General features: G+C 44.0%; 12 protein-coding genes. All 12 read right to left on the bottom strand.

Annotation, left to right across the window (positions count from 1 at the left end; all coding sequences use genetic code 11):
* Window position 1: 1 nt before the first annotated feature.
* Window positions 2-715, bottom strand: coding sequence for a transporter substrate-binding domain-containing protein (locus tag F0265_RS06080; protein WP_038158866.1), 714 nt, complete (start codon window positions 713-715; stop codon window positions 2-4).
* On the bottom strand, window positions 712-1,713 hold the full coding sequence (locus F0265_RS06075; RefSeq protein ID WP_171748215.1) for an ABC transporter substrate-binding protein: 1,002 nt from the start codon (window positions 1,711-1,713) through the stop codon (window positions 712-714). Before F0265_RS06075 ends, F0265_RS06080 begins: the two co-directional genes overlap by 4 nt.
* Complete coding sequence (locus tag F0265_RS06070; protein WP_253809357.1) at window positions 1,710-4,244, bottom strand: MFS transporter; 2,535 nt, start codon at window positions 4,242-4,244, stop codon at window positions 1,710-1,712. Before F0265_RS06070 ends, F0265_RS06075 begins: the two co-directional genes overlap by 4 nt.
* A gap of 34 nt (window positions 4,245-4,278) precedes the next feature.
* Window positions 4,279-6,891, bottom strand: coding sequence for a type VI secretion system ATPase TssH (gene tssH, locus F0265_RS06065; RefSeq protein ID WP_171748213.1), 2,613 nt, complete (start codon window positions 6,889-6,891; stop codon window positions 4,279-4,281).
* Between the two features lie 74 nt (window positions 6,892-6,965).
* Entirely contained in the window at window positions 6,966-7,895 is a 930-nt protein-coding gene (locus tag F0265_RS06060; protein ID WP_171748212.1) for a type VI secretion system baseplate subunit TssG, read from the bottom strand.
* A gap of 20 nt (window positions 7,896-7,915) precedes the next feature.
* A complete protein-coding gene (gene tssF / locus F0265_RS06055) occupies window positions 7,916-9,667 on the bottom strand; it encodes a type VI secretion system baseplate subunit TssF (RefSeq protein WP_171748211.1) in 1,752 nt (583 codons plus the stop codon).
* Window positions 9,660-10,082 carry a type VI secretion system baseplate subunit TssE gene (gene tssE, locus F0265_RS06050; RefSeq protein WP_171748210.1) on the bottom strand — a complete coding sequence of 141 codons (423 nt, stop codon included), beginning with the start codon at window positions 10,080-10,082 and terminating at the stop codon, window positions 9,660-9,662. The genes tssF and tssE overlap by 8 nt, the downstream gene beginning before the upstream one ends.
* On the bottom strand, window positions 10,082-11,476 hold the full coding sequence (locus F0265_RS06045; protein WP_171748209.1) for a type VI secretion system contractile sheath large subunit: 1,395 nt from the start codon (window positions 11,474-11,476) through the stop codon (window positions 10,082-10,084). The genes tssE and F0265_RS06045 overlap by 1 nt, the downstream gene beginning before the upstream one ends.
* A gap of 61 nt (window positions 11,477-11,537) precedes the next feature.
* Entirely contained in the window at window positions 11,538-13,016 is a 1,479-nt protein-coding gene (tssC, locus tag F0265_RS06040) for a type VI secretion system contractile sheath large subunit (RefSeq protein ID WP_171748208.1), read from the bottom strand.
* Window positions 13,013-13,519: a type VI secretion system contractile sheath small subunit gene (tssB, locus tag F0265_RS06035; protein ID WP_006962089.1), complete on the bottom strand. Its 507-nt coding sequence runs from the start codon at window positions 13,517-13,519 to the stop codon at window positions 13,013-13,015. Before tssB ends, tssC begins: the two co-directional genes overlap by 4 nt.
* Window positions 13,520-13,538: 19 nt before the next feature.
* Window positions 13,539-14,060, bottom strand: coding sequence for a type VI secretion system tube protein Hcp (locus tag F0265_RS06030; protein WP_006962090.1), 522 nt, complete (start codon window positions 14,058-14,060; stop codon window positions 13,539-13,541).
* A gap of 34 nt (window positions 14,061-14,094) precedes the next feature.
* Complete coding sequence (locus tag F0265_RS06025; RefSeq protein WP_171748207.1) at window positions 14,095-15,498, bottom strand: type VI secretion system ImpA family N-terminal domain-containing protein; 1,404 nt, start codon at window positions 15,496-15,498, stop codon at window positions 14,095-14,097.
* Window positions 15,499-15,667: the final 169 nt, after the last annotated feature.

The following is a 15,667-nucleotide window of genomic DNA, read 5'->3' as shown; positions in this document are numbered from 1 at the left end:
GTTATCCCTCACACTTTAAAATCGCTGCATTGAATGCAGATAAAAACCCAGAGTACTTCTTAAGGAATCGTTTTGAGAAATAGACCCCCATCGGTTTGGTGTCCATCAATTGAGACTGGAAAAAGTCATGTGGCAAAGATGCCTCTTTTAGCTCTCCGCTGAACACTTTTTCATCTTCCAGTGCTACGTCAATTTCCCTTTGTTTTAAAAGCTTTAGTAATACTTTAGCATCTCGCGGCTGTTTGACTACGTTGAATCCGTTGCGCTTTAGCCAAAACCACTTGTTGGACCCAAATTTTGCAGAAAATTTGAGGTTAACTTTGGTTAGCTCGTCCATCTTAGGCTCGACACCAGGGCCAAAGTACCAACGAAGCTCTTGCTGAGCGATAGGTTCCGACAACGTCGCGTATTCGTCTCGCTCTGCCGTTTGTGTCGCAACAAAGAAGCCATGTTGAGTGCCACTTTGAACTCTGAGCTGGGCATCCGACCAGACCGTCATGGTTATCTGATACGGTTGACCCATATGGCTAAGTGCGCATTTTACCTTGTCTAAAGCGAGACCTTGCATCTGCCCATGCTTGTAGTCTTGATAGGGCGGCCAGTCTTGAGTCGTCAAATGCAGACGGGCAGGCCCAAATGTTGATTGTGCTGATGCATTGGCTACGGTGAATAAGCCAATCAAAATAGTTAGGCAGAAAGTAAAATACGGCATCATTCTGACCATTCATTTCCTCCAATAAGCTCGGAAATTTTTAAAATAGAAACAGGTGGATAATAGTCTAGTGTTCTTGCAGCGCCAACATTGACTATGTATGAATACTGAGTCAGAGGCTCGATTGGAACGTCACTCGGCTCATACTTACCACTTAATATTTGCTCTGCTTTGTGACCGGCAAATTGGCCCACGTTGTAGTAGCGACTTACAATACCAAATAGAGCGTCATGCTTGCGTATAGGTGACTCAGTGGCTGAAAACGTTGCGATACCTTGTCGATGCAAGCTGTCTACAATATCTTGCCCTTGACTGATGATATAGGAATCCGGTGGCAGGTAAGCTAGCTGAACGCCATCCTCAATCATTAGGTCAACAACTTTTCCGACAGAGCTAGAGTCTGGTTTGTCATTTAATGTTCTCAGTGGATAAAGATATACGTCCTTTTTATACTTGGCTGAAAGTGTTTGTATGCTGCGAGCTGTCACAACTGCATTGTTTTCTAGCGGATTAAAAATGATCCCAATTGTCTTTATTCCGCTCAATTGACTAATCGCATTGAACTGAACATTGTGTGGAACAATATGGCTTACGCCTGTGAAGTTGCGACCACTTTCATCAAGAGAGTCAACGATTTTAGAACCGACAGGGTCGGTAACAATACTAAATACAACTGGTGTATTACTTTGCTCTCTAAATCGGCTTGGATTGTGTTCTGTACCCAATAGGTTCAAAGTGATGGTTGTGCCAAAGGTATAGATCAAATCAGGATTTCTTTCTTCGACACTTGCTAAGTGTTGTTTCAGTGCTTCTTTGTCACGCTTTGCATCAAGCACGGTATAGCGCACTTTCATTTTATTGGACAAGTAATCCATAAATCCGCGTTCTGCATCGGTAACACCTCGCCACAACACCATGACAACGTGTTTTTCTGGTTCCGATGTTTCTGCTGAAGATAAAAACGGCAGGATAGCTAGGATACATAAAAGTAGAACTCTCATTTAACCACCTCCATTTGGTTTTTATCGCGACGAACAAATAAGCTATAGAAGCTTAGTAAGACGATTGAACTAATAAGAAGCGCCACACCGAACAACATTATGGTGTCTTGAAACCCTAAAACACTTAACGCGAGCCCTGCCACTAGAGGGCCGGCGATATTACCGATTCGTTCAGTCAGCCTGAATATGCCAATGGTTTTTCCTTTATCCAAGCCAGAATCAGACAAGAGTTCGATAATAAGGGGAACCTGAGGCGAAACACAAATACCATGCGCAATACCAACAAGTATCACGATTAATAACAACCCAAGTGTGCCGGGAAGCATCATAATATTAATCAATGCCCCCGCAGACAAGATACCGCCGATAAATATAAAGGCGATTTTGTTGTTCCATTTGTCTACTAACATGGCAGCCAGCGGTGAAATGATAATGATTGCTAGGCCATAGGTCATCATTACTCGGCCAGATACGGCACTGCTTTCGCCAAGCGACTGCAAATAAACAGGGCAGATGTAGTAGAGAAAACCTGTAAGAACGACTTTTGCTGGAATAGCACTGAAGAAAGTGATGAGTGCGAAATATTTGTTGCTCAACAGAATTTTAAAGTCGGAGAGTCTTACTGGCTTGCTTTCACTATTGGCTTCACCGCGGTCAAAGAAGCTAATAACCAGCATAACGCCTACAATTGCAAGTGCTGCTGCAAGCAAGAATGTCACTGAATAACCCAGTTTGTCAGCTAAAACGCCTCCGATTGCCGCACCACATAAGGAGCCAGAGAAAAACGCAGACAAGAACGTCGACATACCTTTGGTTCTATTATGAGAATTTGTAGTGTCGGTGACATAACCCTGAGCAGAGATAAACACGATACCATAACCAACGGCGGTAACGGCTCGGGCAATGAGTAGGAGCTCTAAATTAGGGCTTAATGCAGTTGCAACCAAGCCTACAGAAGTTAGTAACCCCCCAGCTATCAACGACTTTCTACGCCCAACTTTATCTGACCAGTAGCCAGCAAATGGTAGGGAAATTGCCCAGCACAACATGAAGAGAGAAATCGGCAAACTGGTGACAAGGTCAGCCGGAATTAGGTTGTGAGTGCTTGGTAGGCTGGCAACAAAATTAGGGAAGAAGGCAAGAGATGCGGCCTCTGAAAAGATCAGGATAAATAGAGGAAGTCGAACAAAGCGATAGTCCTGAATATTTCGAGTTGGCAATTCCTTATTGGCAAAAGAGCCTTTTACCAAATCATTGAGTTTTCCAATTAATGTTCCGAACTCGTCATTGGATTGAACATGAACCAAGTAGGGTACTTGTTTATGGTCACCCATGGCGATCAGTTGCTTTATTTGCTTCCATGGCTTGATGATCATGAAATTGCAAATAAACAAAATGATTTCAATGACAAACAATCCAGAGGCAACTAAGACAGTGATCATGTCCATAATACTGTCTTTGATCATCTGTGGAATGATGTTGGTATCCGCCATCATCTGTAGCTTGATAATGCCCGTATCATCGATTGGGATAGAAAGCTCACTGGCTTCTACATAGTCTGGAAAGAACTTAGGGTGCTGATAAATAGCAGCGGCATCGCGTTCGAGACGTATAGATAACAATTCAGGATGATGCTCAATGTAAGCGGAAAACTCTTCCTCTAAACCTGCTAGACGATCTAGCGGAACACCTTCATCAATTAAGCGACCAATCATGTGAGAAAGAGTGTCGCCAATCAGATTCGACTTTTGCTCAAGTTGATTTTCGTAAACGACGGAGAATTTGCTTAACGACTGATAAGAGCTCCCCAAATTTGATGTGACTGTCAGAACGATCGCTAACAGAATAATCAAAAGTGGGAAGTATCGGGCTCGAATCTTGTCCCACTTTGAACCACTGCGGTCTGCAATAATATGTGTTTTTGCAGCGGCCAAAAGTTCACTGTCCGGTAGCCCTTGAGTATTGATTGCACTTGTGGCGGATTTGACTTTCTTAAGCAGAAAGTCGAGCAGGGAGTTTAATGCCAAGTAACCAATGACTGCAGCGACCATCACCCATAGAAAGGTGTCCATTATTTGCTGTGACAGCAGATCTTGTTTAATTTGGTCGAGATAAAGTGGTGAGTAATAGAGCCTAAGTTCACCCTCTTTGACATCAAAAGTATTGACGATATCGGTGGTGAGTAGACGGTCGGTATCGAATTTAGCGACCCCAGTCGTAAACAGGACCTCATCTGCACTGTTTACTACTTGAATTTTGCTGATGCCATCAACCAACTCAGAGCGTCTCTCAATGAGTGATTGAATATTGGAAATTGATGACAAAGGTAAACCCAAGCTCATTGCTTGGCGAATGTCGTTGTCTGTTTCATCTAAAACGACCTGATACGTTGAATCGCTTGTTTGTGTCAGGCGTTTGTCGAAGTTGAGATAGTTAAGCGTTGTGTTCAGGCCGTTTGAAAACAGCAGGACAGCTACGATAGCCAAGATAAGCTTGGCTCGCAAAGATATAAATCGCTTAGTTTTATCCATATATGCGGTATCCATCCTGCTGTTTTATCCGAACTTACTGAATGGTAAGTTCGAACCCTTCCTCGCTGTTTGCGGCTGTAACAGATACTTGAGTGATTGGCTGTTGCAAACTCAATCTACTGATACATTCCTCCGCCAATTTTGGCATCAATGAACGGTTGATGATCTGTTCAACAGCACGACCACCTGTAGTTGGATCAGTGTTTTTACCCACTACGTAGTCAACAAAACCTTCATCCCATGTGAACGATGCTTGATATTGCTCTGCCAGCTTTTTCTTAATGCGGTTGAGAGATATCTCTGTGATTTTAGCTAACTCTTCATCATTTAGTGGGTAGTAAGGTACGATTGTTGTACGACCCAAAAACGCTGGCTTAAAGTAATGCTGGAGATCTGGGCGAATAGCTTCAAGCAACTCTTCATTGCTTAAGCGTTCGCTGTTGTCGGCACAGACATCACAGATGGCTTGATCCGCCGCATTTGACGTCATAATGATGATGGTGTTTTTGAAATCTACTGTTCGACCTTCACTGTCTTTAATGTGGCCCTTATCGAAAATCTGATAGAACAAGTCATGAACACCTGGATGCGCTTTTTCCATCTCATCCAAAAGCAACACGGAGTATGGGTTGCGACGAATTGCTTCTGTTAACACGCCACCTTCACCGAAACCAACGTAACCAGCAGGAGAGCCAAGTAACATAGAAATCTTATGCTCCTCCTTGAACTCAGTCATATTGATCACCGTCAGATCGTTGCTACCTCCGTACAGCTGCTCCGCAAGGGCCATCGCGGTTTCAGTTTTACCTACACCACTTGGACCACACATTAGGAACACGCCAATCGGCTTACGGCTGTCAGTTAACCCTGCACGTGAGATACGGATTGCTTTGGCAAGCTCTTGCTTTGCAACATTTTGGCCAATCACACGCTTATCCAATTCTTCTTCCAATGAAAGAAGGCGGGCAATTTCGTCACTCATCATGTTGCCGACAGGAATACCAGTCCAGTTAGCTATGACTTGAGCAATGGTGTTGTCATCAACCATTGCATTAACTAGAGGCTCTTCACCCTGCAGTTCGCCAAGTTGATCGATAAGCTCATTGAGTTTGTCTTGCTTAGCTTTATCTACTGACTCTTCAGCCTGCTCATCGCTGATTTCCTGTTGGAGCGCTTTGATCTGATCAACAAAATCAACTTCCTGCTTCCAACGAGCTTGATAGTCTGTCAGCTTTTTCTCGTTTTCAGAAATTTCGGTAGCCAGTTCTGCAATTTCATCTTCTGCAATACCAAACAGAGCGTTTTCTTTTTCCAGCGCTGCCTTTTCGTTTTGCTGGTAGCGAATAGTTTGTTCAAGCGCCTCAATCACTTCTGGCTTAGCACCTTGTGTTAAAGCGATTCGAGCGCTGGCAGTATCAAGCAAGCTGATCGCTTTATCAGGCAGTTGGCGACTTGGAAGGTAACGAATCGATAAATGTACAGCAGCATCAATCGCCGATTCTGCAATGAAGGCACCATGGTGTTTTTGAAGTGATGCTGCGATACCACGCAACATTTGCTTGGCATCTTCAGCGTTTGGCTCTTCAATTGATACAACCTGGAAGCGTCGTGTCAGAGCTGGGTCTTTTTCGAAGTATTTTTTGTATTCTGCCCAAGTGGTCGCTGCGATGGTTTTAAACTCACCACGTGCCAAAGCAGGCTTGAGAAGGTTAGCTGCATCATTTTGACCAGCGGCACCACCTGCGCCAATCAAGGTGTGAGCTTCATCAATGAAGACGATAATTGGCTGCTCGCTGTTTTTAACTTCATTAATGACATCTTTTAGACGGTTTTCAAACTCACCTTTGACGCTTGCGCCTGCTTGAAGTAAGCCAAGGTCAAGTGAATGGATCTGTACGCCTTGCAGAGCGCCAGGAACTTCATTGGCTGCGATACGCAGAGCTAAGCCTTCAACGACGGCCGTTTTACCTACACCAGGCTCACCAACCATGATTGGGTTGTTTTGGCGTTTTCTACATAGAATGTCGATTGCCTTACGTACTTCGGAATTTCGACCTGAGATAGGGTCAATATTGCCGTCCAACGCTTGCTGTGTCAGGTTTGTTGTGTACTTGCTTAATGCGTCATTGCCGACAGGGGCTCCTCCAGTGCCATCTGCGGCAGCAGCGCCCGTTTTTGCTCTTGCAACGGCCGTTTTATTGATAAGCCCTTGAAGAGATTCCAGTGAGACACTTTGCAAGCTTTCTAGCTGAAGCGTATTCATGCCCAGCACGTTTTGTTGCAGCATAGCTTGAATTAGGTGAAGACTGATCACTTCGCCATGGCCATAGTTGACAGAGGCAATCATCCAAGCATCTTTGACGATTTCGGTAAGCGCCTGACTTAACGTCGGTTGGCCTTCATTACCTTTAGGAAAACGAGCGATTTTTGAAGATAACTCGTTGACCAAGTTATCTTGGGATAAGTTCTGTGATTGAATCAGGCTATTTAGATGCTTATCTTGCTGAGAAAGAAGCTGCAGCAACCAGTGTTCTGTCTCTATAGAAGGCACATTTTGATTCATTGCGGCACCAGCTGAAACTTCAAGTGCTTGTTTCAGCTCTGGTGACAGCTTAGCGACTAAATTTGTTAGTGTAACTTGCGTCATACCGTTTTCCTTGTATCTCAAGAGGCATCAATACGTCTTTAATACCTAACTCTTTGTTTGGTCCTGAAGTCAGATTACTTCAGAAGAATACTTACGATTTGTTGAGGTTTCCTTTCCGGCGCAAGGCAATCAACTTCGCCCAATTTCGCCGCGTTATATTTATTGCTTGATAGTCGTGGTCGATTTAGGTACTCCCGCTTCACATTTAGGTAAACGGAAGTCGGGGTGTTGTCCTTTAAGTAATGTTGGATGAGTTCTTTCATATGGCTCGCCAACATCGGGTCTGATTGAATCGCTATCAACTCGTTTTCCGTTTTCGGGGTGATGGAGACAATTAGATGACTAAAATGTGTCAGACAGGTTTTGCCAATCAAAAAGCCTTGACCTACTCGGCTGTTGAAATGTTCTTTCTGTCCCAATCGAGTTAGAGAATCGGAAGGCAATTGGCGTCTTTCATGCGTTTTAGTGGAAACTTTAATTGCGAAAGGGAAGTAGTCATTTAGCATTTGGCTCAATGTACTTAAGTTACGTTGCCCCTGACTCAACAACATCGAATACTGGAAATATTTGCCATGATTCTTTTTTAATGTCGCGATGTGGTTTAACAGCGCAGTCTTTGCAGGGTAGAGCTCATTTTGTACAACGAGCCAGGAGCCTGTTTCCAGTTGGCTGACAATTTCGAAATATCGCTGATTGAAGACATCAAGAAAGTCTTTCAAAGCATGGTCATCGTTATGTAAAGCCGCTAACAGCTCTTCATATATGTAGTTAGGGATAACCCCTTTTACACCTGATAAGGCTTGTTTTGCCAATCTCAACTTGAGCCGGTTGTTCTTCAGAGAGAAGTACTGAATTTCGCTGGCATCACCTGTTGGCATAGCTTCTGCTTTGAGCACAAGCTTAACTCGGTCCGGAGTTTGATTAATCCAATGCGTTAACAATCTCATCGCTTGAGCGAAGTCGTATTGCTGTGGGTGCTGGGTTAGGTCGTTAATGAATGACATAAGCGCTTTCCTGCTAGCAACTACATTGCTAGCTGACTCCCATGGATTTTAGGGTAGCGTTTTGCGACACCGTCTCGCCCGTATATTTTAATAGACAGTTGGATGTAGCGGTCGAAACTGCAAAACTGTTGGAAGAAACGATTTAGAACATCGCTAAAGACTAGAAAGCCTCCCTGAGTATCGAGTGTGAGTTCAATCTCTGTACCTGGAGAAAATACGTTTTTACCCATGATTCGAATAGCTGAAACCTGAGATTTGATGGATACGTTGTGAATCGTTTGTATTTCTTCTGCGGAGACTTGCTCTCGGCTGCATAACTGTAGCATTTGCTTCAGCTTTTCCGTCGGATTATCCGCATGCAATAGCGAAGAGAAGTTACCATTCAATAAGCCGACAAACTGCCAGTGAAGATTGAGGTTCTGTTCTCTCTCAATCGGAGCCGTAGGTGGGTAAATAGCGCGAAATACGCCAGGAAGGTCAATACTTTCCAGGCACTCCATTTCTCCATTAATACCACATGCTTGTTTTCCATTGGTACAAAGCAAGTGTGTCCCGTAGAGTTTGTTGAACTCTAAGTCATGGTTTGGCTTTAGACTGATAGCGAGTTGGAATTGACCATTAATATCTCTTGAACTCTGCCAATAATCGGCGTTTGGGTTGGATTTATAGCTATCTCGGAATAGTGGAACCAGAGGTTTTTCACCTTGAGGGGTGATCTCAAAGACTTCTTTGACTTCGACGACTTCAATGTCACTTTCGCTGTGAGCATCTGCATTGACAGGAATAGTCAGAGAGCGCTGGTCATAATTTGTTGGTTCACCTGTTTGTTCAAACAAGTTAATCGCTGGAATAATATCCAGCTTAAATACTTGATTATCGAATAAGCGCATGAATTCCGTAGGAATGGAATTCATGAACAGGTTCAATTTGATTTCGGAGCACTCAAACTGCTTTATTGCCTGTCCAAAATCTTTCAGACGGAAAAACTGGCGCTTTTCTTTGAAGAAGAAAAATTCGCTAATAAGTTGAAAGCCCGAAAATTGGTTTCCTTTTTGAGGAAGGAATAAGAAGTTCAGGTCGCTTATCCGGCTTTTAAGTTTTTCTGCTAGTAAGACAACGTGCTTCTCGCAACTGGCATCTGATATCGAAATCGCTTTGGTTTGCCCCAACAGAAGTTCTACCAGAGAGTCGGCATTATTTTCGAAACCCTGAACAAATAGATCTAGGTCTTGATGGCCAAGCTGAGAAAAATGAGTATCTGGATCCCCAGTGGAAAACGACAGTTGTATCACCGCCGTAGACTGCTCGGTACCAGCGGGACGATTGAATTTAAACGGCGCGCTAGAGGCTGTCGTATCGGTCAATGTAAAAGGAGCAGTTTTCAGGTCGTCGACAGTCGTAAACTGACACAATCGTCCTTTTGCTTCGGAAGTAAAGTGTGAGCCTTTAGGTATTAAAACGGACTCCGGCACATCTTCTTCTTGCGCTAATTGTAGGTACGCCACACTCGGAATCGTCTGAATATAACTCGGGTAGAGAACACCTAATAGGCCTTCGACGACTTCTGGTAACTGTTCTGATAACTGCTTCTCTACCGTTGCATTGAGGAGCGCAACGCCATCCAATAAGCGAGCGAGACTGGGGTCTTCGATTTGCCCCTGATGAATATTTAGTCGCTCAGCATGTTCCGAGTGTTGTTGGCCAAATTGACCTAATGCACGCCTGACAAAAGTAAGCTCTTGCTCGAAGTAACGCATTAAAGGATCAGTCATAACTATCCTCCGTCATTACTGTAGTTAAATCATTGAGAGAAATCTTTGAATCAAAAACCAGCTCTTGTTCTCCTTTCGAGGTCTTCGCTTTTGCAATAATGTTAAATACCAAAGCATTCTCGTTGTCTTTTCGCTCAAGCAATTCAACCATGACTTGTGTTAAGCGAGGCTCGAAGTGTCGAATATAGCTTTCTAGTCTTAGAGCCAATTGAGTTTGGTCCAAGCTTGCACTGAGCAGCTGAACATCTTCAATGCCAAAGCGAAGGTTAGAGCGCTGGAGTTCAGTAAAGCGGTCGTCAATATCAACAAGAGAAGATTCTGACTCCAAGAGTTTGGTGAGATGGTATTTAATATCATCAATCTCTTCGCTCTGGATTGAGCTGCGAGGGTCTATAAACGTTTTCCAGAATCCCATTACGCGGCCTCATCCAGTTCTGTGGTGAGAACGACTTCACCAGTGAAGTGATCGTACTGGTACTGAGGGACAATTCTCAGTGTACATACAAAGCTACCGGGCTGATTTTCAGACTCTGAAACGCTAATCTTGGCAAAGCTTAAAGGGTATTTAGCGAGGGTTTCTTCATTCGCATATGTTACGTTACTAGCGAATTTCTCTACCCATTGAGTTAAAAAGAGTTCACATTCGGCTGCTGTGTTGAAGCTACCCAGCATCTCGCGAACCTGAACTTTCAAATAATGGGCGATACGACAAGACATCAAACTGGTTTGAATTTGTGTCAGGATCTTTTCGTTATCGGATGTCCCACTCTGCCAGATTGAGTTGTTTCCATTAAAAAAGTACTTGTCACTGAGTGGACTCTTGGTAAGTGGCACGAACCCATTTTGAGCGTAAAAGGTGGATATCTGGCCAAACAGCACGACGTTTGTTTGAGGTTCTCTCAAAAACAGGCTGTTATGTTGGTCAATATTGACGATCGCGCCTTGGGATTTATCATTCCAACGAGACTTAAGAAAACCGAACCAGTTTACGCGATGGTATTCACGCATAATCGTGGCCGCAAATGCAAAACCTGCGTTGCCCCATAGGCCGGTTCCGACTTCATTGTAAATGAACCCTGCTTTGGTATTGCGATAGCAATGACGCATACGAATTGAAGGCATGACAAACCCAGTAAATCGAGCGCTTGGTTTGCCACGTAGTGACTGCCATGCTTGATAATCTGGGCCAGTGATGATTTTTTCAATCCGATTAATGTCGGACAGCCAGTCTGCTCCAGGGTCAACGAAGAAACTTTCGTCGGGGGAAAATATCATCGGGCACAATGTGGACTCACCTAACTTGCTTAGCATTTCAACCGTAAACAGGTCGTCATAGTCAGCATCGAAGTCCATATCGATGGCAATGGGGTGCGTGTAAACAATACATCCAAATGGGTGGCCACCAAGGGTATTGAGTTCTTGGTTACCGATTTTGTTAAACAAGTTTGAAGCTTTGATATTGTACGCTTGGTTAACGTCGGCAGAGACCTCTTCCCAATCCATATCGAGAAGTTTAAGTTTGGTTCGCTGTTTGTTGACTGGAAGGGTAGCAAGGCCTTGCAGCCCTAACCAACTACTATGTAGCTGTTCAAAGTCCTTGTCGTGAATAATCTGATCTAGCTGTTTTGATAGGATGTCATCTAACCTCGCAACAAGGCAAGATACAAAGTTAACGAGTGATGGTTTGTTTGACAACGCATCTGAGTTAACTTCAGACAGTAAAAAGAGCGCGTCTCTTAGAAAGTCGCTTTTTTTGCTGTCTAAAGCGGCAAACTTCTGTTGCCAATCTGCGTCGAAATTCAATTTCATATTGTCCTTAGATTGTAAACAAGAAGAAAGGAAGGCCGGATTTCTCCGGCCTTAAATATGATTAACCTGGAATCTTAGCAACCATACGTACGGAGGTTGTCAGTTCTTCCAGTTGTAGCCATGGTCGAAGGTGCGCAACCGCCGAGTAGGAACCAGGGCGACCTGGCTGCTCGACTACTTCAATTCTAGACTCACAAAGTGGCGTTTTAGCACGTTGCTCGTTACCAATCGCACCAGCGTTGGTGTATTGGTCAATCCAAAGTTGAAGTTCACGTTGAATATCCGGAGCTTCAAGGTTTGAACCTAGTTTGTCACGTCCCATTACTTTCAGGTAATGAGCGATACGGCTACTCGCCATGATGTATGGAAGACGTGCAGAGATAGAAGCGTTAGCTGTTGCGTCTGGATCTGTGTATGTCTTTGGTTTTTGCGTCGTTTGACCACCAATGAATACACCGTAGTTTGAGTTCTTATAGTGAACAAGAGGTAGGAAACCTAAATCACTGAGCTCTTTTTCACGCTCATCCGTTAGGTTAACTTCTGTTGGACACTGTTGAACGAGATCTCCAGCTTCTGTTTTGTAAGTAAGGTTAGGGAGGTTTTCAACTTTACCACCGTTATCCAGACCACGAATAGAAGTACACCAGCCTGACGCAGTGTAAGCTTGAGTCATTTTAAGACCAAGATCGTAAGCTGCGTTTGACCAGACAAGTTGATCATTATTTTCTGGATTTGGATTACCATCCATATCCGTATCAAGCTCTTCATAATCGAATAGCTCAGTTCCAAGACCTTTAGCACCGTATGGTAGGCGTGCTAGCGTTCTTGGCAGAGTTAGCGTGACATAACGCGCGTCATCACTTTCACGGAATGCATTCCAAGCTGCGTATGCTGGTGAATCAAAACCAGCAGCAACAGGTTTGCCTTCATCAAAAGTAGTGAAGTCGTTGAATTCGAACATTTGAGCATTCGCTGCCGCAACAAATGGTGCGTGACACGCTGCTGCAACTTCACCCATATAGCGAAGTAGGGCAACATCTTCATCTTTCGCACTGAATTCGTAATCACCAATGAATGTACCGTAAGGTTCACCACCCGCAGTACCAAATTCGCCTTGGTAAACTGCGTTGAATAGTGGGCTACGGTCAATGGCCGGTGCGTCTTCAAATTGGTCTAGCAACTCATCTTGAGAGAAATCAACCATTTTGATTTTAAGATCACGACCTAATTCACTTTCTTTCACCAACTTCTGCAAGCCGCGCCATGAACCTTCCAGTTTCTGAAGGTCTTTTTGTTGCATGACTTCAGAAAGCTGCTTTGACAGCTTTTTGTCAATTTCTGAAATTGCATTCTCGATGGTTTTAGTAACGTTCTTATCCCACGTTACTGTACCGGAAAGCGCTTGTTCAGCCAGAACTGAGAACAGCTCTTTTGTTGTATCAGCAGGCGTTTGAGTGGTGGCCTCAATTGCTCTGTCTAGAAAACTCAGCGAACCTTCTGCAGCTTCGGTTTGCGTTTGATTTTCAGCTTCTGTACTCATTCTTCGCCTCCTTCCTTATTGACACCAAGCTCTTCCGATAATGCATTGATAGTATCTGCACTTTGGAGCACTTCTTTTAGCAGCTTCTCAAGGTCACGAGAGCGATCTGCTTTTGAAAGTAGCACTTTTAGCTGGTTACGGGTTTCAACAAGCTTTTTAAGAGGTTCTACTTGCTCGACGATAGCTTCAGGTTCGAAGTCTTTCATGGAGTTGAACTTCAAGGCAGCTTCAAACTGACTATCATCGTCTGCAAGTACATTGTCGACTTTCAAAGACAACTCTGGGCCAACGCGTTTCATCACGGTGTCAAAGTTGTCTTTGTCAACGTTGTAGAACGTACGATCTTCAACGTCTTCCTTGTCTTGTTTATGACCAGAGTAGTCACCAATTACCCCAACCACAAATGGGAGTTCTTTGGTTTCTACAGCGCCATTAGTTTCCACATCGTAAGTAATACTTACGCGGTTTTTACTTACACGTTTGTGTTGGGAATTAAGTGCCACAATGGTTCTCCTTAACTAATTAAGCAGCAGTCGAAGTAACTTTCGCAGTTGTTGCGTCGAAGCCAACTTCAGGACCTTTCTCGATCTTACCGCCTTCACCTTCGATGTAGTAAGCTTTCGAAATTTCAGTGTAGGTTAGAGAGAAAGATTCGTTTGGTAGCGTGCCGTCAGAACCAGCCATGTTGTAGCTAGACATACGAGCTGCTTTTAGAGTTACGATTAGGTATGGATCTGCACCAGAACCTTCACGGTTAGGTTTAGTCATTACGATCTCAACTGTTTTACCTTCACCACCTGGTGCGTAAAGGAAAGTTGTTAGATGCGGAGTTGCACCGTCACAACCACGAGTTACGTTGATTTCGCCAAGCGCAACCATACCTTGGTCTGCGTTGTTTGCGTTACCTACATCAATACCCACGCCACGAACAGCATTCCAAGTCACGGTGTCAATAGCAAAGAAGCCATCTTTACCACCGATCTTTTCTACAGTTGCTGCACCTTTAGGTGTAGTGCCATCAATTCTCATGAAAATAGAAGCCATGTTGATCTCCTTCGCTAATTAGCATTTAGTGTTTTTACCACTCGAAGTTACTAATACCACTTTCAGGTTGAGTAGTGTTCGCTTCAGTTTGAGTATGTTGTTCGCTCGTTGTGACTGGCTCTGAAGGAGCTGAAGCCGGCGGAGGCGGAACGTGAACATCTGTCTGAGTGAGCCCAGATGCGGAGGATAAAGTTTGTGCGGACGCCGATGGCTTATTGCTCAGGTCAGCTTGAGATAGGTTGTCCATACCAGATACTTGATTGATATGAGCAATTACCCCTGAGTTACCTCCTGTCATTTCATTCAACAGTTCAGGTAGGCTCATGTAACCCCATCGAATTGCTCTTTCTAGCAAAAATGGGATAGGGCTATGTGGTTCAGTTTGCTGAAAAAAATCTGAAATCTTGCGTAATTCATGAAACGCTTGATCCCGGCTGGTGATTACACCAGCCACTGGAACTTGCTGCACAGCGGAAGCTTGAGGCGTTTGCTGTGCTTGATTTTGAGCTACCGGATCTGCATTGGTGGCTTCAGCAGAAGCAGGTACAGCATTTGATGCTTCGACAGGTGCAGCTGCTTGAGGTGCAACTGCTGCTTCTGGTTGAGGCTCATCTGTGACAGGTTTGAACTCACTGTCTAAAGGCCAGCGAGCGAACTTGTCTCCCACAAGATACTGAATCGCATTGATCAAATCGGCTAAGTTCGCTTTTACGAACTTAAAGCTGGCAGGAGCTACGCCTGCAGCCTGACACTCTTTAGCAATCAGTTTTTCAGCCGCATCAAAGTTTTGATAACTTTCCGAAAGTTTTGCGAGCGTCTCTTCTACATCGAGAGAAAACAGTGATTGCGCTTTATCTTTCAATTCTGCCATCGTGCCGCTTCTTTCGGCACGTAGAAAATCGCCAAAAGACACATCGTCAATGAGAGCGATCATTTGTAGCGGCATATAAAGCGCAGTAGAGTCTTGGCTTTCACCAACAAGTTGCAGCAGAGGCTTTAAACGAAATTCGATTAACTCTTTTGTCTGACCAGCTTCGTCGCTACTTTTTAACTTTTCAATTGGAGGATGGGGGTTAAGAGTTCCCCAAAACGACTCAATGAAACCCGCTAGAACTTTTGTTGCACTTGCTAGGTTCTCATACGGTGAAGCGGTGAAAGGTTGACTGGCAATGTACCAGCCTAAAAATTCGATATCTTTAGTCTGTGATGTTAGCGCCTCAAACGTTGAGGTACGCAGCAAATCCCAGTTACTTTGGTTGGCTTCGATTAGCGCTTCATCGCTAGACGCATCTGGTGTTTCGATAAGTTGACGGAAAGAAGATTGTGCCGTGTTGTAGTTGTTTCTCAAAGTACGATAGGCACTACGATCTAACTTCAGGTATGTACCTGATGGGTGTTCTTCCGAGATAGGTGCCAATAGTGCTTCAATATCAACCATACATTTTCCGTTGCTAGTGTTTCACCAAAAGGTTTATAAATTGTGTTGTTAATTAGTATTAATAAATAAAAACTTACCTTTCATAGTCTAGGCTTATTTTTTGAAAAGGCTCGTTCATTTTTATTATTTGCTTTGAAAAGTGATCTGTCTCTAGAAAACTGGACGGATG

This window comes from Vibrio sp. RE88 (assembly GCF_013113835.1).
In the GTDB taxonomy this organism is placed as follows: domain Bacteria; phylum Pseudomonadota; class Gammaproteobacteria; order Enterobacterales; family Vibrionaceae; genus Vibrio.
The sequence above is the reverse complement of the archived record's forward strand: the minus strand, read 5'-3'. Positions and strand labels throughout refer to the sequence as shown.